The sequence below is a fragment of the Polaribacter tangerinus genome, assembly GCF_038024095.1.
GTDB classification, from domain to species: Bacteria; Bacteroidota; Bacteroidia; order Flavobacteriales; family Flavobacteriaceae; genus Polaribacter; species Polaribacter tangerinus.
Genome location: NZ_CP150668.1, coordinates 1,253,505 through 1,276,867, shown reverse-complemented (window position 1 = coordinate 1,276,867; position 23,363 = coordinate 1,253,505). Strand labels below are relative to the sequence as shown.

12 protein-coding genes and 1 tRNA gene are annotated in these 23,363 nt (G+C 33.2%); 4 read left to right on the top strand and 9 right to left on the bottom strand.

Annotation, left to right across the window (positions count from 1 at the left end; translation table 11 throughout):
* Positions 1–6: 6 nt before the first annotated feature.
* On the top strand, positions 7–1,014 hold the full coding sequence (locus WHD54_RS05530; protein ID WP_088323978.1) for a PorP/SprF family type IX secretion system membrane protein: 1,008 nt from the start codon (positions 7–9) through the stop codon (positions 1,012–1,014).
* A 69-nt stretch (positions 1,015–1,083) separates the two neighbouring features.
* Here the strand turns inward: WHD54_RS05530 and era are convergent, their stop codons facing one another.
* Entirely contained in the window at positions 1,084–1,968 is an 885-nt protein-coding gene (gene era, locus WHD54_RS05525; RefSeq protein WP_088323979.1) for a GTPase Era, read from the bottom strand.
* A gap of 242 nt (positions 1,969–2,210) precedes the next feature.
* Between era and WHD54_RS05520 the strand changes: the two genes are divergently transcribed.
* The 3 genes from WHD54_RS05520 to WHD54_RS05510 all read left to right on the top strand — a co-directional run bounded on the left by WHD54_RS05520 (position 2,211) and on the right by WHD54_RS05510 (position 9,204).
* On the top strand, positions 2,211–8,651 hold the full coding sequence (locus WHD54_RS05520; protein WP_088323980.1) for a T9SS type A sorting domain-containing protein: 6,441 nt from the start codon (positions 2,211–2,213) through the stop codon (positions 8,649–8,651).
* Positions 8,652–8,803: 152 nt separating this feature from the next.
* Positions 8,804–8,876 (top strand) — tRNA-Met (locus tag WHD54_RS05515).
* 112 nt (positions 8,877–8,988) lie between these two features.
* Positions 8,989–9,204: a hypothetical protein gene (locus tag WHD54_RS05510; protein ID WP_233130995.1), complete on the top strand. Its 216-nt coding sequence runs from the start codon at positions 8,989–8,991 to the stop codon at positions 9,202–9,204.
* 545 nt (positions 9,205–9,749) lie between these two features.
* Here the strand turns inward: WHD54_RS05510 and WHD54_RS05505 are convergent.
* The 8 genes from WHD54_RS05505 to WHD54_RS05470 all read right to left on the bottom strand — a co-directional run bounded on the left by WHD54_RS05505 (position 9,750) and on the right by WHD54_RS05470 (position 23,357).
* Entirely contained in the window at positions 9,750–10,400 is a 651-nt protein-coding gene (locus tag WHD54_RS05505) for a restriction endonuclease subunit S (protein WP_088323982.1), read from the bottom strand.
* Positions 10,397–12,046 carry a restriction endonuclease subunit S gene (locus WHD54_RS05500; protein WP_143744258.1) on the bottom strand — a complete coding sequence of 550 codons (1,650 nt, stop codon included), beginning with the start codon at positions 12,044–12,046 and terminating at the stop codon, positions 10,397–10,399. The genes WHD54_RS05505 and WHD54_RS05500 overlap by 4 nt, the downstream gene beginning before the upstream one ends.
* A gap of 216 nt (positions 12,047–12,262) precedes the next feature.
* Positions 12,263–12,856 carry an RNA polymerase sigma-70 factor gene (locus tag WHD54_RS05495; protein ID WP_088323984.1) on the bottom strand — a complete coding sequence of 198 codons (594 nt, stop codon included), beginning with the start codon at positions 12,854–12,856 and terminating at the stop codon, positions 12,263–12,265.
* A gap of 57 nt (positions 12,857–12,913) precedes the next feature.
* Complete coding sequence (locus WHD54_RS05490) at positions 12,914–14,674, bottom strand: right-handed parallel beta-helix repeat-containing protein (RefSeq protein ID WP_143744259.1); 1,761 nt, start codon at positions 14,672–14,674, stop codon at positions 12,914–12,916.
* A gap of 3 nt (positions 14,675–14,677) precedes the next feature.
* Positions 14,678–17,308 carry a LamG-like jellyroll fold domain-containing protein gene (locus WHD54_RS05485; RefSeq protein WP_158211819.1) on the bottom strand — a complete coding sequence of 877 codons (2,631 nt, stop codon included), beginning with the start codon at positions 17,306–17,308 and terminating at the stop codon, positions 14,678–14,680.
* Between the two features lie 61 nt (positions 17,309–17,369).
* Positions 17,370–18,686 (bottom strand): T9SS type A sorting domain-containing protein, encoded by a 1,317-nt coding sequence (locus WHD54_RS05480; RefSeq protein ID WP_088323987.1) that lies wholly within the window; start codon positions 18,684–18,686, stop codon positions 17,370–17,372.
* A gap of 17 nt (positions 18,687–18,703) precedes the next feature.
* Entirely contained in the window at positions 18,704–20,329 is a 1,626-nt protein-coding gene (locus tag WHD54_RS05475) for a RagB/SusD family nutrient uptake outer membrane protein (protein WP_088323988.1), read from the bottom strand.
* Between the two features lie 4 nt (positions 20,330–20,333).
* The gene (locus WHD54_RS05470; protein WP_088323989.1) at positions 20,334–23,357 is read right to left on the bottom strand and encodes a SusC/RagA family TonB-linked outer membrane protein; all 3,024 of its coding nucleotides are present in this window, start codon (positions 23,355–23,357) and stop codon (positions 20,334–20,336) included.
* Between the last annotated feature and the right edge of the window lie 6 nt (positions 23,358–23,363).

The following is a 23,363-nucleotide window of genomic DNA, read 5'->3' as shown; positions in this document are numbered from 1 at the left end:
GGCAACATGAAAATTAAAGCACTCTATATATTATGTATTGCAATTCTTGTTTATAAAACAGGTTTTGCACAAGACAATCTCATAAAAAATCAGCATAAAGTTATGGGAATCCAAAATCCGAGTTTTTTCGGATTTGGAGAAACCACAAAAGCAGGAGTTTTATATGGTTCTCAAGGTTTTGGAAACGCAAATAAGATTGAAACAAAATTTGCTTTTGCAAATCATTTTTTCGAGAATAATAATTTTTCATTAGCTTTTGATTTAAGAACCACCGAAATAAACAGCTTAGGCTATACTATTTCAAAAGCAAATGCTCACTACATATACAGAACAAGATTAAGTTACCGATGGACGTTTAACCCTTCTATTTCTGTTGGGTATGTGAATAGTAATTTAAATTATAATTCACTTGTTTTCGAAGATCAAATAAATGTGCTTACAGGAAATATTGCTGCAATAAGCATAGATCCTATAAATGTTACTAACCGAATTAATTATGTCGATTTCGGAGCTGGTTTTACCATTCATAACAACGAAAATTTATTCTTCGGACTAAATGCAAAACATTTAAATACTCCAAAAAATTCATTTACCAACGTTACCGAAACAAAAATAGATTTATTGTACTCTGCACAAGTAGGTTATGAGTTTGATATCAATCCATACGATCAAGGAATATTACCAACTTTTTCGTATGTTTATTTATACAATTCATTTACAAAACAAGGGCCAAAATCTCGTTTAGACCTATATCAAGAACTTATTCTTGGAAACGTTTCTGTCGGATTTAACCAAAACTTTAATCAGTTTGAAGGTTTTTCTATTTCTCAATTCGGAACCTCATTTAGTCTTTTTGTAGAGCAAATAGAAGTAGGTTTAAACTATTCTTTTGAAATGAGTGCAAACAAACCTGTGGGAGACTCTTTTAATAGTTTAGAGTTTTTTATCACATTCGATTTTAATCCAGATAGTAGAAATAAAAGAGGAAATAATAGTCGTTTTTACGGAATGTAAATTAGTAAGAATCTATTAAAAAAGCACCTATAGATTTTATAGGTGCTTTTTTAATAAAAGTAGGTTTTGTTATTTTTGATTGTAACCAAATCTTTTTAATTGGTTTTTATCGCTTCGCCAATTTTTATTCACTTTTACATACAGTTCTAAAAAAACTTTCTTTTCGAAAAATTTTTCTAAATCTTTTCTTGCCTCTGCACCAACTCTTTTTAAGGCACTTCCTTTATGACCAATAATAATTCCTTTTTGTGTTTCCCTTTCTACCATAATTATGGCACGAATTCGAACTATATTTTCTTCTTCTATAAATTCTTCTGTTGCTACCTCTACAGCATACGGAATTTCTTTTTTGTAGTGAATTAGAATTTTCTCTCTAATTTTTTCATTTACAAAAAAGCGCTCTGGTTTATCGGTTAATTGATCTTTAGGATAAAAAGCAGGACCTTCTGGAAGTAGTTCTTTTATTTTTTCGAAAACTGCAGAAACATTAAATCCTTCTAGAGCAGAAATTACAAAAACTTCTGCATTAGGAACTTTGTTTTTCCAATAACTTATTTTTTCTTCTACCTCTTCTTGTGAAGAAGTATCAATTTTATTTAAAAGGAGAATAATGGGAATTTCACTATGAATTATTCGGTTGAAAAAGGCTTCATTTTTTAACTCTTTTTCGCCAATTTCTACCATGTAAATTAAAATATCGGCATCTTCAAAGGCCGATTTTACAAAATCCATCATAGAAGATTGCAACTCATAGGCTGGTTTTATAATTCCTGGAGTGTCTGAGAAAACAACTTGGTAATTGTCTTCATTTACAATTCCTAAAATACGATGCCTTGTAGTTTGTGCCTTTGCGGTAATGATAGACAATTTTTCACCTACCAAAGCATTCATTAATGTAGATTTTCCTACATTCGGATTTCCAATAATATTTACAAAACCTGCTTTATGTGTCATGCTACAAAGATAGTTTGTTTTTTAGGAGTAAAAAATACTACAGTCTATAAAAGTACAATCTTTGTTACTGCTATTTTAACAGCTTCCTACTTCTATTTTTTATATTAAAAAGTGTTAAATTCTATCCCAAAAACTCTTTTTGATAGTTGAATAAGCCCAAAAAATGTTTGTCTTTTTTTAATTGTCAGTAACATTGTATTAAAACTTTTAAGTTTTAAACAAATTTTTTAAAATTTTAATTTATGAAATTTTTCCCCCAAAAAATAGCGTTCGTTTTATTGGTTTTATTTACCAACAGTATTGTAACTTCAAATGCAATTACTACAATTTCCAAAAACATTGTTTTTAATTCATTATTTTCCACGCCACCGCCAACTACAAAGTATCCTTTACAAATTTATACAGGAAATAAAACACTTTTAAACCTTCTAGTTGAAGGCTCAGCTGTAGCATGGTATGCAACAGAAAATAGCACTATTAAATTACACCCAAAAACGCCTTTAATTAGTGGAGAAACGTACTATGCATCTCAAACTGTAAATGGTCTAGAAAGTTCCGAAAGAGTAGCAATTACTGTACAACAAGTAAGCGACGATGAACAATTTTTTTCTGAAAGTTTACAAACAACAATAGCAGACTTAGTAACTACGCCAACACCTGGCTACCAAACAAAATGGTATGGTTCTGCAACAAGTTTATTGGAGTTAGATACTTCAGAAGTGCTTAAAAATAAAACGTATTATGTAGAGCAATATTTAACAAACAGCTCAGAATTAGAACCGTCTGTAACGACGCTTTTTTCAGAAGAAACTTTACGTACTTTTTTAAATGGTGAAACTTATAGAGTAAAAGCTATAGCTTCTGATAGATCAAGAGGAGTTTTTGTAGCGCTATTTTTAGAAGATTCGGAAGAGTTTGTTATATTAAATATTTCAAGTTCTGGAAATATATCTTACTTATTTGGAAATGGAAATGGGAGTTTTGATCCAAATTCTCAAGTTGAACAGAAATCTATAGAAAACATTTCAGATATGGTGTTGGATTCTGATGGGAATCTTTTTGTGTCAGATGATGGTAATAATTTAATTTATAAAGTTTCCCCAACTGGGGAGGTGCGTCCTTTTGTAGGAAGTTCAACATATGAAAGTGAAGATGGTATTGGTCTAGAAGCAGGTTTTGCTGGTCCTAACAAGATGACAATCGATAAGCAAAATAATATATATGTAATAGATACAGGTAGTAGATTTATTCGTAAAGTAACACCTGAAAAAGAGGTGAGTACCCTTTCTTTTTATAATGCAGTATGGCCGTCTTTTACCGTGATTACAGCGTATGCAATTACAACTGATTTTTCAGGTAATTTATATGTGAGTAATAGCAATACAATTTTTAAGATAGCACCTTCAGGACTTATAACAGCAATTGCTGGTAATATAGATAATGACGATAATTATGGTACTGGAAATGAAGCACATTTTAATCAAATTTCAGATATTGAATTCGACGGATTAGATAACTTAATTGTATTAGATGACAATAACAATAAAATAAGAAATGTAAATTTAACCACATTAGGAGTAACTACGATTGCCGGAAATGGTAATTTTGAAATAGTAGACGGAAAGGGTGCAGAGGCAAGTTTTACAAATTTAAATAATCTTACATCAATTAATGCTTCTACTTTTTTAATGAAAGATAATAAAACCATTAGGGTTTTAGAGTTGCTAGAAAAATCAAACAGAGTGCCAGTAGATGTTCGTTTAACTTCTGCACCCATAGGCTTGCAAACTCAAGTTTACGCAGGAGAAAAAACACTAGAGGCATTACAAGTATCCGGAGAAAACATTTTATGGTACGCCACCGATGTAAATGGTACTGTACTAGATATAAATACAACTTTGGTAGATGGTGAAACATACTATGCATCACAAACAAAAAATAATATTGAAAGTTCCAATAGACTTTCAGTAAAAGTCAAAAAAATTAGTGAAGCTACACAAACGTTAAACTCAAAAAACGCTATTGTTGCCAATTTAAACACCACACCAAGCGAAGGTTATTTTGCAGAATGGTTTGCTACCATAGATGCAAAAGTACCTATGCTACCCTCTGATAGAGTAACCAATGGAACTTATTATGTAGCACAGAGTATCTTGGAAATTCCAACAAAACCCGATTTTTCCATTTTTATTGATAAAGCTGATATCAGTAATTTTTTACAAGAAACAGACTTTACTATTACTGCTATAACAAATGATGAAAATGGTGGCTTGTACGTGGCAGTTTCTATGGGAAATAGTGAGCTGTCTGTAATACTAAAAATATCTGAAAATAAAGAAATAGAATACATAATAGGAGGTGGTAAAGGCACTTTTGTAAACGAACAGGGCACTACCATCGATAGAAGTTTACATATTATTTCTGATATTGTTATAGATACCAAAGGCAACTTGTTTATTGCAGAACCATATAAAAGTATAATTAGTAAGCTAACTCCTTCTGGAGTGGTAAGTGTTTTTGTGGGAGACGAGACTAAAAAAGGAAATACAGATGGTGAAGGAAATGCTGCAAGTTTTGATTTTCCTGTGGGTCTTACCATAGATGCCTCAGATAATTTATTTTTAGTTGATTCTGATAAAGAACAAATAAGAAAAATCACACCCAATAGAGTAGTAAGTACCTTTGCATCAGATTTTGGTACAAATTTTCCGAGCGGAGGTGCCATTGATGTAGCTAATGATGGTACTTTATTTGTTGATATTTTTGGAATATCAATTTTAGAAATAAATCCTCAAGGAGAAGGAGGAATGCTTATAGGAAATCCTGAGAGTTTAGGTTATAAAGATGGTCCTGCATCAGAGGCTCTTTTTGGAGGTATTGGAGATATTTACCTAGACAATGAACAGAATATTATTATTGTAGATAACCAAAATAGCGCCATCCGGAAATTAAATTTAAAAACCAATACAGTTTCCACTCTTTCAGATCCACCTGCTCCAGGTGTACTCTCATTATTTAATAGACCCTCAAAAATTGCAAGAAGTACTTCTGGTAACTATTATATTTTAGATGGTGATTTTATCTTCCAAATGGGCGGTAGAAAAAGTTCTAACAGAGTTGCAGTTACAGTAATAGAAGCCACAGAACCACCAAAAGGATTGTCAGCTCAAATTTTTATTGGAGAAAAAACACTTGAAAGTTTAACAGTAACAGGTCAAGATATAAAATGGTATCGTCAATCTGCAGAAGGAGAAGTATTGCCATTAAGTACAGTTTTAGAAAGTGGTACTGTGTATTTTGCCAGTCAAACGATAAATGGAGTAGAAAGTTTGCAGAGATTACCTGTTATGGTTCAAAAAATTAGTGAAGAAACACAAAATATTAATATAAAAAAGAGTGCAACAATTGCCGCTATTCAAGCACAGTCAACTACTGGATATACCCTTAAATGGTATGAGAATTCAACAACTAATACTGTATTAGAAACCGATACTAACCTTACAAATGGTAGTACTTATTATGTAGATCAATCTATACATGAGTTTACGACAATTCCGTTTGCAGGAATGTTAATGGCAGGTTCAGAGAACGATACCAAACTAAATGCTACTTTTGATACTCCTAAAGATATGGTGTTTGATAAATTTGGTAATATGTTTATTGCCGATGCCGGAAATCATTTGATTAGAAAAATATTACTTTCAGGCGAAGTAACAACTTTTGCAGGTTCAGGATCGGAAGGAAATGTAGACGGAAATGGTACAGATGCCAGTTTTAATAGACCCAACGGATTGGTAATTGATTCTGCTGGAAATATTTTTATAGCAGATGCAGGTAATTATTTAATTCGAAAAATTACACCAGAAGGAGAAGTAACTACTTTTGCAGGTTCAGGAACTCCCGCTAGTACAAATGGTTCAGGTACAGGTGCCTCTTTTGATTATATAGAAGGAATTGCTGTAGATGATAAAGACAATTTGTATGTAAGTAGTAGAGATAATTTAATTCGAAAAATTACACCAGAAGCTGTTGTTACTACTTTTGCAGGATCTGGCTCTAATGCTTTTACAGACGGAGTAGGAGTTTCTGCAAGCTTTAATCATCCAAGCGGAATGATTTTTGACAGCCAAGGGAATTTGTTAGTTGCAGATACAGATAACCATGCAATTCGCAAAGTTTCTAAAACAGGTGTTGTTACAACCCTTGCTGGAAACGGAGAAATTGGTGTAGACGATGGCAACGTAAATACGGCAAGTTTTAATAAGCCTACAAGTATTAGTATCGATGCAGAAAACAATATATATGTATCAGACGAAGGAAACTTTCGTGTTCGTAAAATTGATACAAACCAAATGGTTACTACAGTTCTAGGGAATGATTCTGAAGAAAGTACCGATGGAGTAGGAACGGCTGCTAGTTTTAAAAATTTAGGAACGCTTATTTACAATGGTTTTATGCATATGTATCTTATTGATGAAAATCATATTAGAAAGGTAAATATTGCTGATGAAACCTCAAACCGTGTGGGAATTACAGTTAATTTTGTAGTTCCACAACCAACAGGGCAACCGTTACAAGTGTATGCAGGTGATAAAGATATCTCTACCTTGTTTGTTCAAGGAAATTCAATACAATGGTACGCAAGCGAAACAGCTACAACAAAGTTACCACCAACAACACTTTTAGAAGATGAAACTGTTTATTACGCTAGTCAAACTATTAATAATGTAGAGAGTAGTAATCGTTTTGCTGTTTCGGTAAAAAAAATAAGTGAAGCCACACAAGTATTTAGCTCGCCAACCACAACAACCGTGGCAAATTTAATAAGTACACCAAGGACAGGTTATAATGCAAAATGGTTCGAAAATGCAACAACCAATCAAGTAATAGCATCCACAGAGCCTATTAATACTGGTACTTATTATGTGGCGCAAGAGAAGAGAAATCCATTTACAATACCATTTGTAGGAAGTTTTGAAATTAAAAATAAGTCAGACTTGTATCAAAATGCTACTTTATACGCGAGTGCAATTGCAGTAGATGCGCAAGGTTATTTGTATGTGGCAGGAAAATTTTTAGAGGCAGATGAGTTTGTTATTGTAAAAGTATCTTCCACTGGTATTGGTTCACTTTTAGTTGGACTAGGAACGGGAAGTTTTGTAAATGAACATTCAAACTCACAAAATTTTAACCAAGTTTCTGATATGGTTATAGATAGTTTAGGAAATTTATTTTTATTGGAGAGCGGTGCAAATAGAATAAGAAAGGTTACTCCCGAAGGAGTAGTATCTGTATTTGCAGGTAGTGAAACTAACGGAGCTCAAGATGGAAACGGTGTTTTAGCTAGTTTCGATTTTCCTAGCGGACTCTCAATAGATAGCTCGAATAATTTGTATGTAACAGATTTAAATAATGATGTGTTACGAAAAATAACACCAGAGGGCCAAGTTTCTACTCTTTTTAAATCAATAGTTCCAAACATACCAGCAGAAACTTCTATAGTTATCGATGATGAAGGGTTTATATATTTAGATATTGATGGAAGTGCCATTTATAAAATAAGTCCGTCTGGTAATTTTAATATAGTTGCCGGTAATTTTTCAAAAACAATAGCTGCAGACGGAATTGGTGAAAATGCAAGTTTCAAAAAAATAAAAAGTATCTCTTTTGATCCCTCTGGAAATCTGTTGGTACTAGATGACAATAAAATAAGAAAAGTTGATGTAGGAACAAATGCGGTAACCACATTAGCAGGAAATGAAGGTTTATTTGCTTCGAACGGATTTGGTGTTTTAGCAGGTTTTGATGCAGCCACAAAAATCACTCAAAATTCTTTCAATAAACATTATATAATAGATGATGGTAAAATACGAACCTTTTCTTACACAGATATTTCTAATAGAGTAGCAGTTTCTGTAGTAGTAAAAGAAGCACCAACGCTTACTTTCGATACTATTTCTAAAACTTTTGGAGATGCAGATTTTAACTTAACTGCAACAACTAATTCTAGTTCCGAAATAACATACAGTATTGTTTCTGGCGGAACAGGAGAAGTAACTTTAACTGGCAATACGGTATCAATAGTAAAAGCAGGAACAGTGCAAATAAAAGCCTCTGTTGCAGCGGATACAAATTATAAGGCAGCAGAAAAAATAGTAAATTTAAACATTGCAAAAGCAAACCAAACCATTACTTTTAACTCAATTTCTTTGCCTACAAATTCCGATACCTTTACATTACTAGCAACTGCAAGTTCTGGTTTGCCTGTTAGTTACCAAAGTTCCAACACATCGGTAGTTACAATTTCAGACACCACTGCTACTTTAATGGGTATAGGTACTGCTACAATTACTGCTAGTCAGCAAGGTAATGAAAACTACAATGCAGCAGTTGCAGTAGTACAACCTGTTGTAATTACAACATTAGGTATAGAAAATGAAGATTTAGAGGCAGTGATTAAAATATATCCAAATCCTGCTAAAGATTACCTAACAATAGCCTCAACCAAATACTCAGAGTTACAAGTAGTTATTTATGATGTAACTGGACGTAAAGTAAAAACAGTAAAGCAATATCAAGTGAATAAACGTTTAGAAGTGAGTAGTTTAAGTAAAGGAACTTATTTGATAAAAATAGAGAATGCACAAGGAAACATAATGATGCAACGCTTTATAAAACGCTAAGAATAGAAATGAAAAAATAGCACTATTTTTTAAAATAATATTACAATAATACTTGCAAAAGTTAAAAACTATCGTATATTTGCATTCCAATTATTCGGCGACATTATGAATCGCGTTGTTAAAAGCAAAAGAGTAATAATTGGCGCATACAACGCGGGATAGAGCAGTAGGTAGCTCGTCGGGCTCATAACCCGAAGGTCACTGGTTCGAGTCCAGTTCCCGCTACTAAAACAATAAAACGGTTATACTTTTATAAAGTGTAGCCGTTTTTTTATATTTGACCATGTCAAAAAGAATTTTTTATCCTCTTTTTTTGTTATTAATTCCTTTAATTGGGATGACTATCACTGATGAAATTAACTGGAGTCCATTTGATTTCATTATTATGGGATCTCTACTAATCTTCTTTAGTATAGGAATTAATTTTGTGAGTAATCGTGCAAAGAATTTAAAAAATCGAGTCCTATACATTGGAATATTGGTTATAATATTTATGTTAATATGGGCAGAGTTGGCAGTAGGTCTTTTTGGAACTCCTTTTGCAGGTAGTTAAGTAAACAATCTCTTCAGTTTTGCAGCAGCTTTGAATTAATAGGGTGAAGGGAAATCAATATCATATTAGTTCAACTTCTCATAATAAGAGTCATTATGTGATGAGTGTCGATTAAGTCTTTTGGAGCTAGACTTATGTTCGATATTTCGAGTGAGTTATCTACTAGTAACCCTTTCAGAAATGAGAGGGTTTTTTTTGCTTTAAACTCAAGTGTACAGAGGGTTTAAGGCAAACTTAACAACATTAAAAGCACTATAAATAGTTAATTATTTACAATAATTACTACCAAGGTTAAGTCTCAAATATACATAAAACTGGCAGTAAAATCTTAAAAACTGGCAGTAAACTGGCAGTAAAACTGGCAGTGATTTCTATTTTATTGTGGTCTAATAGGTCTTAAAACTTTACAATAAATTGATTACATTAGAGCTTTGTTACTATATAAAAACACATTCTAAAATAATTGATGATTAAAGGTTTTATTTTAAATTACTTTATGATTTTGGCAAAGAATTGCCACACATTTGCCACATTTTATTTATCAATTAATTTGAATCCTCCTCAAACACTTCTTTTAAACAACTTTGCATAAGTTGTTCTATTTGGGATTGACTATTGTCTACTTGTTGGTCTAGCTCATCACATAAAGACATGAGGGAGTTTACTTTTTCTACTATGGCTTGTTGTTCTTTTATAGGAGGAAGAGGAAGCATTATAGTCTTGCTTTTGGTAACTGATATATTATCCTGACCAGCAGTTCCTATTAGTTCAATGTGTTGCAAAAATGAACCTGAACATAAGAAAGTGTAAAGCCAAGTACTTAGGGCTCTATCTAGAGGTCTAAAAAGGGATATAGCTTGGTTGCAATTCCACTCTTTGTAATTATCAGGAATGATAGCAACCTTACCAAGAGGTGGGCCAACAATATTCATAATTACATCTCCTGGCTTAAGAATAGATCTTTTTAATTTTGTAGAATGGTAGTCGTTATCTATGAACTGCTCTTTATAAGAGAAATCAATTTTCTGATTCCTAATATTATAAACTTTTAAATAAGGTATTCCTTCTTCTTTAAAAAATGGTTTAGGTGGTGTTGAGCCTGAAGTTATATTTGGGCAAACATCTTGCATCCTACACCATGTCCAAGTAGAGGGTAAATTGAAAGGAATTTCTTTATCCTCAAATGGGGTAATCATTTTTCAGCTTTTATCTTCTTCTCTGCAATAAGCTGTTGCTTTTCTGCTTCAATACGTTTTAGGAGCTCTGAAGCTGGTTCTGTGTTGGGGTTGTCTGCTCTCCATTGAGCAGTGAGTTTTCCTTGAACGGCTAACTGCAATATTGTTTCCCTTAAACTTTTAATGTTTTTCTTTTCTGTAAAAAAACTTGAAAAGTGTTGTTGCAGATAATTCCACTCTTGTTTGGTATTGTCTGTTTCTGTTAGCCTTCTTAATGCAGAAGTAACAAAGTCTTCTTTAAGGGAAATAAGGTCTTTGGTGAGATTTTCTAAAGCTTCTACTTCTTTAAATAAAGCATTGACAACTTCCACTATTACTTTTTGTTCTTCTAGAGGGGGAATAGGGATATTAAACCCTTTAATATCAGACATTGAAATATTGTCATTAGTAGAGTTTTTAGCTTCCTCAATTACATCTTGTATAAGCTTAGTAGGTATAACACAATTCACATAAGCTTCAAAAATTGGTTGAATAATTTTAATGGTAGCAACACGTTGATTCACAACCATTGTTTCATTAACATGATTCACAAAAAGGCTTTTACCAACAGTTTCGCCAGTCATAGCAATTAAAATGTTCCTGTCCTCTAAAACATATGGTAACAAATCATCAGTATAATTATGTCTAACAACTTTATGATTTTTAAATCCAAGTTCATCAAAATCTGAAATCCTTATGACTCTTGCGCCCTCATCAACATAGTTCCCAATTTTTAGATAGTTACCAAAGAGATTCATTGCTTGAATTGAAAAAGAATCTAAATCATTATCATTCCCAAAAGACCTAAGTTCCTTTTCATCTTTTCCTGTAAAATCAAGTTGATTTCCGAAACCTATGGAGATACAATTATTTTCTATACAATACTCGTAAATCTCATTGTCACTTTCATCCTGTGTGTTACCCAATGACATTTTATAAAAATGAGCTTTTTCATACTCTTCTGTAGAAAGTGAAATTAAAGACTCTGTATCAACTGCAACTGCATTTAAACTATCGGCAGCCAAACGACAGATCTTTTTAAATACACCCTCTTGAATTTCGTATTTCAAGAACGCATCACCTTCTTTTGGTTCATTGGGTTTAATCCCTTCAATAAAATCCTCATAACTAAACGATTGATGGAATGTAGTAAAACCTATTTGACCTACAGATTCGTTATCGTTGTTGAGCGATAACAACTTAAAACGAGCTTTTAATTGCTCTCTGTCGTTTTTATTAATTTCATAAAATTTTGGATCGACTATTTTAATAGCTTCGTTTATGGTGTGAAAAGTTTTTCCAGTCCCGGGTGGGCCAAAAAATATTTGATTTAAATCAATAGAGTCTTGTGTATTCATGTTTGATTGATTTGTCTTTGTATTGAATGCCTTAGTAAATAGTTCGTCTCTATAGTTTGGGTCTAAAATAGAACGCTCCAACACCTTAGATGAGTGTTTTTTGTAACCAGATTTTGATGTTTTGGAATATTCTTCAATTGCAGAATCTATAATTATGGATTTTGCATCTAAAAGATCTTGAATAGAATTAACTTCTATCCACCAGTTATCTGATGGATTTATAGTATCGAAATGACCAAAAGAAAGCTGCCTTTTTTTAATCTCGATCATAACACCATACTTTTGACCGAAAGTTAGGCCAAAGCGTTTTTTGTTCTCTCTGAATGTGTAGTGTACTTTATTGTCTCCTAAATTGATGCCTAATTTGTTTATTACCTCTGACAAAAGAATATAATATTTGATGGAAATATCCTTACCTAATAGCCGTAGTAAATTGATTAGTGCTTGTTATATTGAAAAAATGATTTTTATTAATTTTCTATAAAATTAAGAAGTTTTAAAATCTTTATTTCTACCAAACAGTACAAACAAGATACCTTCAACTTTATTTCCAATAGATTTTCTTAAAATACCATAAGCTTTTGTAATATGGGCCTCAACGGATTTTATTGAAACATTTAAATATTCAGCAATTTCAATATTGGTAAGACCTTCTTCTTTGCTTAGTAAAAACGTTTGTTTGCATTTTGGCGGTAATTTCTCTATTTCTTTTTTTACAATTTTCAATAATCGATCTAAAGATTTTTCGTCATCATCTTCTAAAATATACGTTAAAGCATCAATATATTTTTTTTCTAGAGTTAGTACTTTTTTTTGTTTTCGATATTGATCTATAAATTCGTTGTAAACCGACTTGTATAAATAGCTTTTAACGACAAAATTTTCTTTAAGCTTAAATCGATTTTTCCAAACGCTGATAAAAACATTCTGAACAATATCTTCTGCCAAATCACGATCATTGGTCAAACTTAAAGCGTAAACACACAGTTTTTTATGATAAAATGTAACCAAAAAAGAGTGTAAGCTTCCCCTATAAGCGAACTGTTTAAAAGTGGATTCCAGCGGATATTTTATAAGCAAACAAAATAATTTAGAGAAGAATATTTTTAGTTAAATGCTCTATGGTTTAGTACCGTATTATTTTTCAAAGACTAAATTGCTATTGTTATTTTTAAAAATAAGTTCGTGTTCTTTTGAGAGATCATTAGTACTTCTCATAAACTTATTCCCCTTAATGATAGTTTTGTTTGAGCATTCTATTGATAAGGCTCTTTTGTTATAAGAAAATATATTATTCGTTATTTTAATATGTTCTAAACCCTGCCAATCAGTCGTTGCAACACCATTCCATTTGGTTTTAGCATTCAGGTTTTTTAGTTTAACTACCCTCATTTGAATGGTGGCAAAGTCTTTTTCATTTAAGTAGGTTTCATCATAGCCACAATTTTTAAAAATATTCTGATTTATTTTTATGTTGTGCGCTATGAACCCTTCTCCCCAGTCAACACCATTAATAAGAGTAATAGCGCTTTGAGACAAATTCTCGAAGTAATTTCTTTCAATTAAACCATTAGAGGCTTGTATTAAAATTCCATACCTCCTTGCATTTCGAAAGGTATTGTTTCTAATTACAAAAGATTCATTAGATTGATTGTCTAAGTAGGCAATATCGTTCTTCTTGGTGTCGCCCACATTTAATTCTAATGGCACAGGTTTATCTAACGTAATTCGCATTTCTCCGTCTCCTAAAAACTTGTTTTCAATTACATTAAAAGTTCCTATTAATTTACCCTCTCTTGGATTGTAAATTCGTAGTATGTCTCCTTTTACCACTTGATATTTCATGATTAACTCTGTTGGTGAAATCTGTTTAAGAATATGACGCATTGTAGCTTTTAGATTAACAGCGTCATCACTATATCCTTCAAAAAGAGAATTTTCTATCCAAGGACCAAATTTTCCGCCATTTACATGCATACAATCGGCATTGGCACTGTGAATTCTATCTTCTTTAAGTTTAACCTTACAGCCTAAAATATTCCACTCTTCCATATTGATAGCGGCATAGCTACCAGCAGGACTAGAAAAATTGGTGTTATTTAAATAAGTGATATTTTTGCTCAAGTTTGTTTTAAATATAGAACTGCCATTGGTTCTTGCTACGTGAACATACAAATCTCCTACTTGCATAAATTCTAACATTCTAGGGCCAGGCATTTTTACTCGGAAAGTACCAGGTTCTACTTCTTTAAAATTTTTAGAGGCATAATAATTAGGAGCACCATCTTTTAACTTTCCAGGAATTTCAGGATCCATTAACATTCCCCATACTCTGCTAGCATCTTGAAACATGGCCATATTAAGACTCGGAAAACCTGCATCAATTTTAAAATCAAAAGTACTGTTTTTAAGATCTACCCCTACTATTTTTCCCTGAGTAAAGGGTAGAGGATCATAATCGATCGTTAAGTTTTTAACAATAACATTATTACTTTTCCAAATTGATAAAAAACCCTTTAAAGGATCATGAATAATAATTTCAGAATCATTGCCATCAATAATAATGTTGTTACCTTCTTTCAGTTCAATTAAATGAAACTTGTTTTTTCCTTCAAACAAATCATATTGTCCTTTAAAAAATGTAAGCTTAACACCAACTCCAGTTTTCGCCCATTTTTTACAAAACTCTAAGGCTTTTCTGAAGGCAGGTCCATCATCTTTGCCATCATTAGGAAGAGCACCAAAATCTGTGATTTTAACTTCTATAGATGTTGGAAAATCCAAAAGTGGCAAGTTTCTTTTGGTTCTAAAATACTCAGGAAGTGTAAAATCATACTGACCATAAATGGTAGAACATGCCATAAAAACTAGCATTAAAAAGAGTTTGAATATTCTCATAATTTAATTTTTATAAATTTTTATAGTTTTTGTATTATTTATTCTTAAAATATACAAACCAGAGGTTAAGCGAGCTAAATTCAATTTTGATAAACGAGATCTTTTTTTAGAAATCAATGTTTTTCCTAATACATTAATTACTTGTATCGATGTAATAGATTTGCTGAAATGAACAAAATCAGAGACAATAGTTGGATAGACTTTTAATTCGTTGAGTCCACTAGTTAAATCATCATTTGATAAAGTAACTTGTCGGTCATTATAAATACGCTCTACTTCTGAGCCGCATAATTTGTAATCTACATAACGAATATCACTAGCTATACCTTTAAATCGAGGAAAGAATTGCACCATATTACTCGCGGTATTTATAAGGGCATTATTTCCCATCTTAGTTTCATTTGATGGAATTCCGTTTTTATATAATTGAATGCTAAATAATGAATTGTTTTCGGGCACTGTTACTGCAATGTGGTTCCATTGGCCAATATCGAGAAGCATGTCTTGCATCCAAATAAAATTACCATTATTGTCGGTAACTCTGAGCATTCCGTTAGCCTCCATTTGAATTGCAAAAACTTCACCATCAGCTGGTCCACCACTATACAATATGGTTTGAAAAATTGATTTTTCAGGCTTCACCCAAAAAGCGTAGCTTCTAGCAGCACCGCCAGAAGCACCAGGAAATGAGTTGGCATCGCTTGCATTGATTAACATTAAATTACCATTACCTTCTGTATCAAATTTGATTGTATATCCTACTTCATTATCGAAAAATCCTTGTGTAATTGCACCGCCATTAGATTGTTTTATAAGTTCTATGCCTTGATTAACACCAGTATTAGTAATTTGAGCTGTATTAGAACTTTCGTTTAATAAAAATTGCAAATCAGCGTCTGGAGTATCATAATTATAATTCGTAATATTTTGACCACCAGTATTAAAAATTACCTGTTCAACCGGGTTTTGATTGTTGATAAGTGTAATATCTTCATCTCTGTGGCAAAGGAAATTGTTTGCTAAAGTTAATCCTTGAATGTTTTTAAGGTACAGCCCTCTTTTATTGTAAAGTATGGTATTGTCTATAATACGAATATTACTGTGTGCTCTAAATGCAGAAGTTTCAGTGCCACAAAATCCTCCACTAGATGAGCAGGGTGTTTTTACTTTTGAAAAATCTACTGAGATCGCTGCAGAATTAGGTTCCTCGATATAGGTTTTATCGTAACCACAGTTTTCAATTCTGTTATTTCTAATTTCGATATGATCGGCTCTAAAACCCTCACCCCAATCTACTCCATTTTCAATTCTTATGGCGGCCCCACTTAAATTTTGGAAAGTGTTATTTTCTATTAAGGCATATTTACTTTGAATCAAAATTCCATATCTCCTGGAGTTACGAACTACATTATTTCTGAAAATCATAGATTCGTTAGATCTACTTTCTATATATGCTTTATCTGCCAATTGATTATCATCATTATTGATGGTAGTAATATTGATGGCGTTAGACAGTGTAATCTTGTATAAGTTACTACCTAGATTTTGAACATTATTAATTACAGCAGCACCTAAAAATTCTCCTTCTCTTGGATTGTAGAACTCTATGTTTTCTCCGACTGCGACTTCAAATTCAACGGTAATTTCTGTGGAGCTATGTATATTCTTTATACCTCTTCTTGTATACTTAATGTTCATAAAATCATCAGAGAAACCCTCGAAAAGACTGTTTTCTACCCAAGGACCAATTTTGCCACCATTAACATGCATTGCATCTGCATTGGTAGTATGAACCCGATTGTCTTTGAGTTTTAGTTGGCAATTAATAACATTCCATTCTTCGCTATCTCTGGCGTTAAATCCACCTGCAGGACTTGTATACCCAGTTATATTTAAATAGGTTAGATTTTTTCCAGCCGTATTTCTAATAATGGTTGCACCATTATATCTGGCAATATGAACAAAGTAATCTCCAACTTCTATATTTGTAAGATTATTGGCATTTTGATTGCCATACAAATAAGTTCGTGTTCCAACAGATTCAAAGTAACGATTGTGAGAAATTAAATTAGGAGTGCCCTCTTTGATACCACCTTTACTATTTTTTATCATACCCCATCTTTGCGGTGCATTTACAAAATGGCTTTCTATGGGTAAAGGATAACCATCGTCTAGCTTGAATTGGAAGTTTCCATTTGCCACATCAACCTTTGTAATTTTACCTTGCGTAAAAGGTAGCGTTGCATAATCTACAGAGAAATCTTTTAAAATTGTATTTGTACAACGGAATAAACTTAGAAAGCCTATTGTGGGATTGTGAACAATAAATTCTGCATTTTGACCATCCCATAAGACTCCTTTTGCATTTGCCATACTGATTGCGTGAGAGCCACTTGTTGGCATTAAATCGTAGGTACCGCTCTCAAAAACTAAACGCACTGGATTTTCTAGAGTAGAAAGATTTACAGCAGCAGTAATAGCTGCTGTAATTCCAGGTATGTCGTTAGTTCCATCATTCACATTAGCTCCATAATCTGAAACTAATATGGTTTGAGTTGTGTTTAATTCAATAAGAGGAACTTCTCTTTGAGTTCTAAAAAAAGAGGGTACAGGATCAAATTGTGAGTACGCCATTGAACTTATAAAAAGTAAAAACAAAAAATATCTACAACTGCGCCTCATCTGTATTTTAGTGTTATTGTTTTATAATTTTTTCAATTTTCTTATTGTCAAAAACAATGAAATATATACCATTATTTAATGAGTTAATCGTAATATCCGATTGATTTTCTGCTTGATTTTTCAGGACCATTCTACCATTTAAATCAAACACTTTTACATTAGATTGTGGTTTTGTAAAATAGATTGTAGTTGAGGCTAATGTTGGGTACGCTATTGGTTTTAATTGATCTAACGCTTCGCTATCAATAGACAATGAGGTTGCATTTACCAAATACCCTGTACTGTTTAAGGCAACTTCGCCTCCATTTCCATCAACAGTTATTTGTGCTAATTGAGCTGCTGTTAATCCGTTATTGTCCGTTCCAAAACGGATAACGCCTTCTTTATAGCCTGTAATGTTTACGGTTCCTGTTTTCCAATCTCCTTCTGAATTATCTCCGAAGAAAAGCTCGGTTACGCTGTCATCTACATCAATATTTAGTGTTCCAGCACCTGCACCAGTGAATTGAATATTCTCCATACTGTTTTGGTTGGCATTTACATCGAAAGTGAGTATTCGACTTCCATCCACGCCAATGCTACCTTGATACACATTAGCTCCATTAATTACAATACTACAGTTATCTGCATTACTTTGAATTTTTTGGCCACTAGGTATAAATACGCCATTATCTGCTGTGTTTACAGTAACTATGGAATTTGCTCCAACCCAAACAAAATCTCCTGTTCTACCTGAGTTATCAGAGGTGCTTCCAAATGTTATATTAGTATCAGCACTAAATCTTAATGCACCAGCACCAGCTATAACACCATTAAAACTATAAATACTACTTCCTCCTCCTGATCTAGCTTCGAGAGGAGTATTGATGGTTAAAGTAGATCCATCAGCAAATGTAAATTCATTTAAGTCACTATTACCAAAGGTCATTAAAGTGTTCCCAAAGCCACCAGCTGTATTATTAATAACAACGCCTCCTTTAAATATTAAATTTATACCATTTCCGGATACGTTGGCAATTCCCTTATTTACATTAGCCTGAAGTTGTGTGTCTATGGTTAAAATACCAGCTCCTCCAATTGTTGTTTCTGTGCCACCTGCAGTACCTGTACCAAATACAGTTTGCACTCGGCTTAATGTAAGATTGATATCAAGGTCAGACTCAATTGTTCCTGCAAGTCTCACGTTATTAGTAATATCTGGCACTCCAGAAGGAGTCCAATTGTTAGCATCTGACCAAATCACGCCATTTGTAGGTACAAAATCTTTATTTTGTCCAACCATTAAAGTGGTTAGAAATAAAAAGGTAATAAAAATGTAAATTTTCTTCATGATTAATTGTTTTTAAGTTAAAATCCTTGATTTTGAATTAAGTTTTTGTTTAAGTCTATTTGAATGGTTGGTATGGGAAACCATACGCGTTCGGGTTTCCAGTTGTTTTGAACAATAGGAGCAACCCGTATATTGTAAAAACCATCTGTCGTTGAAAGATTATTGATAGTTTCTGTATATTTATTAAATCTGGCTAAGTCTATTCGTCTCCAATTTTCAAAGCACAATTCTCTTGAACGCTCATCCAATAGCTCTTCAACAAAATCTGCTTTTCGATAGGCATTGTTTAAGTCTGCTAACAAAAAACCATTGGTTACCGAACGCTGTCTTACTGTTGATAAGAAGTTTCTTGCGGAAGGCTCATCACCTGTGAAATACAAGGCTTCTGCATGAAGCAACAAAATATCTGCATACCTTAAGAGGGGCAAATTGATATTTGATGCCCAGTTTGGAATGGATTTTAATGCTGGGTCAACCATTCTGTATTTTCCAATACACAAGAAACCGTTATTGAGGCTTGGGATATCTCTTGGTACAAAATATTTAACTCCTTCAATGAATTCAAATCTATTTACCGAGTTTAGGTTTCCGGTAACATTGTGGTCTCTCCTAAAATCTCCTTCGATGTATTTATTATATAATTCACTCATAGGTCTAAACCAACCATAACCTCCGCCCACTCTGTTAGCGTTTCCTTGTGGAACAAAAGCGTTTACCACAATATTTACAACATTTGTAGAAGGATCGTTACTTGCCTCTACAGCAAAAAGATTTTCGGAATATTGTTGTTGTTTGGTGGTTTCTCTAAATAAATAATCGTAGTTAGATGCCAATTGATAGCCACTATTGGCAATGATATCTTGCGTGTAGGTAAGGGCAGAAATGTAATGCTGATTGCTATCTACCCAACTAAAATCATTAATTGAAATAAATCCATTTAATCCTGAGTTTTTAGCACTTGCAAGGTAGGTATGTACTTTTGCTAATAAACCGGCTGCAGACCACTTGTTTACTCTTCCCAAAGTTTCTGCTCTATTGCCTAAGGTTTGGTAGGCAAACTCATAATCATCAATCACCAAATCATAGACCTCTTGAATGCTATTTCTTGCTTTTAGTGGATCTTCTGTAGTAGATGCATAAACGGGTATGCCACCATGCATCATGGAAAGCATCATATGGTAAAAGCCTCTTAATAATCTGGCTTCCGCAATAATTTCTTCTTTTCTATTTGCTTCGAAACCATCTACAAGTTGAATTCTTTCTATTAACGTATTTGCTCTATTGATTCCAGCATATAGGAATACCCAAGATTCATTTACAAAATTGCTTTGAGCCGTAAAACTTGCATCACCCCAATCTACATAGTTAGGATTGATGTTTAAATCTCTTACTACGGCTTCGTCTGTTGCACCATTAAGCATTACCATCATGTTTCTTGAGAAGGTGGAATTATTTCCGAAATTCTGAACTTGACTTGCAGATAAAACATTGTATACACCAGCTAGCGCAATCTCGATTTGATCTGGCGTTTGGTAATAAGTATCTGTTGTTAAGAATGAAAGTGGTTCTGTATTCAGGTAATCATCACTGCAAGATGATGCAATAACCAACAAACTAAGTATTAAAAATTTTAACTTCTTCATTATATTAAAAATTTAAATTTAATCCTATTATTATACTTCTTGCTCTTGGATAAGAGAATCGTTCAAAGCCACGAATAAGCGGGTTCCAATGACTTACCTCTGGGTCAAAACCAGAGTATTTGGTAAAGGTTAGCAGGTTATTGGCAGAAACAAAAAGGCGTAAACTTTTTATCTGACTATTTGCGAACAGTTTTCTAGGTAAATCATAAGAAAGATTAATTGTTTTTAATCTTAAAAACGAAGCGTCTTCGACATAATAACTTGATGCCACTGGTTCTATTTTGCCAAATGCAGGGGCTACGTTTGACATATTTTCTGGTGTCCATGCACTTTCATAATAATCTCTTGTGATGTTCATAAAAGGTTGAAAACCATTAGACCTTAGCCTGGCTGCGTTAAAAACATCGTTTCCGTAACTCCATTGCCAAAACATTGATAATGTAAAATTTTTGTAGCTAAATGTATTGTTTAGACCACCAATATGTTTTGGGTTAGAATCGCCTATAACAGTTCGATCATTGGCGTCATCTATAATTCCGTCTCCATTCAAATCTCTATATTTCATGCTTCCAGGAACTGCTCCTTCAGGGTTTCCTTCCTGATGAATTCCATCAAAAACATACCCATACATTACACCAATTGGTTTCCCTACCATAACTCTACCTGGATTTGTAATCCAACCTCCTGGAACGAGTGTAGGAATAAACTCAATATCTCCTAAATCTTTTATTTCATTAAGGTTGGTACTGATATTAAAATCTGAACTCCATTTAAAGTTTGGTGTATTGATATTAACTGTACTTAAACTGAACTCATATCCTCTATTCTGTACGGATCCTAAATTTCCCCACTGAGAATTAAAGCCTGACTGCCCTGGCACAGGAGCATCGATTAACATGTCTGTTGTTAGTTTGTTATAATAATCAAACGTAAGGTTTATACGATCTTTAAAAAGCCCCATATCAAAGCCAATGTTAAATTGTGTAGTTGTTTCCCATTTTAAATCTGGATTACCGAAGGTACCTGGTGATAGGCCAAAATTCAAGGCATCATTACTTGAATACCAAGTATTATCTACCCTTGCTAAATAGGTAAAAGGAGGAATTCTTTCATTACCCGTTTGCCCATAACTAACTCGAAATTTTAAGTCATTTATTTCTTTAATGTCTTTCATGAAGTTTTCTCGATTCACTCTCCAAGCAAAGGCTCCTCCTGTAAAGTATCCCCATCGATTATTTGGGCCAAATTTATCAGACCCATCTGCACGTGCATTAAAAGTAAATAGGTATTTTCCTTTATAAGTATAATTAATTCTTGAAAAATAAGACATTCTTTTTGAGATTAATCGATCAGAACTATACTCTCTAAATGTTTGTCCGATGGCAATATTGTTAAACCCTAACTCTTGGTTCTCGAATCCAATAATATCATTAAAAAAGCTCTCTCTGCTATATCTAAAGCGTTCAATTCCGCCTAAAACATTTAACCAGTGACCGCCTTTAAAGGTTTTCATATACCTTAACGTACTGTAAAAATTATAGGAAGATGTTTCTGTTTGCCTGATGACAGCTCTACCATTCCATCTCCAACCAAAAAGACTGTTTGAACTGTGAAACTCCTGCATTTTTGATCCTGAAAAGTTAGCTCCTATGTGGGATCGCCAAGTAAGATGATCTGTTAATTTATATTGTGCATAAAAACTCCCAATGGTTCTAGAAAACCTAAGAATTTTTTCACCTTCTTCAATTAAAGAAAGAGGAGATAAGAAATCTTGAGAGGCTTCTTCTTGTTGGGTTAAATCAAGCAGTTCCCAAGGATTAGCGATTACCATTAATTGTACAACCCCATTAAACTCATCACCACCACTACCTTGATTGGCAACACCAGAAGTTTCGGTAAAAGATGTATTTAAATTAAATCCAAACTCTAGTTTGTCACTTTGCTTGTGGGTTGCATTGATTCGAAAATTGTACTTGCTGTATTCATTTTCAATTACAAGCCCCTGTTGGTCTAAAAAGCCAGCACTTGCTGAATATTTTGTATTCTCAGAACCACCAGAAGCAGAAATAAAATGGTTTTGAACTTCTGCTGTTCTCAAAACTTGATCTTGCCAGTTTTGACTTGGAATGTTCGAAAAATCTCTTGGGCCACCATTTACATTAGTGAATCCATTTCCTGGATCCCTAACTTCTCGATAAAGCAAGTACTCTTCTGGAGTGATTACGTCAATTCTATTTGCTGCGGTCTGAAAACCAATGGAACTCGTGTAGTTAAAAGAAACATCTCCATTTTTACCGCCTTTTGTGGTAATTATAACAACTCCATTAGCTCCTCTCGAACCATAAATAGCGGTTGCAGAAGCATCTTTAAGCACTTCAATCGATTCAATGTCTAAAGGATTAATCGTTGCTAAGGGATCTAAATTTGCAACCGAGCCAACACCAGAATTAGCAACTTCACTAGGATCTATATCTATTTGAACGCCGTCAATTACAAATAATGGAGATCCAGAACCATAAACAGAGTTTGATCCTCGTATATTAAAATTAACAGCGGCTCCTGGCTCACCTGAACTTGAAGTAATATTAACACCTGCTATTCTACCTTGAATAGCATCAAATAGGTTAGGAGATTTAGAAACTTCAATAAGGCTGTCTTTTACAGAACTTATGGTACCCGTTAGATCTCCTTTTTTTACAGCTCCATAACCAATAACTACAATTTCATTAAGTCTATTAGCTTCATCTTCTAACATAACATTAAGAACAGTTTGGCCTGTATAGATAATTTCTTTGGTTTTCATTCCTAAATAACTAAAGACTAGTGTAATATCATTTTTAGTGATTTTTAGTGTATATTTTCCGTCGAAATCTGTTACTTCCCCTGAATTTGTGCCCTTAATTTGAATCGTTACTCCAGGAAGAACATCTCCATTGGAATCTGTAACTTTTCCGGTTACACTTTTTTGAGCAAATGAAAATTGAAAGAAACATAGACAAATTAAAGTAAGTATTAATTGTTTTTTCATCTTTAT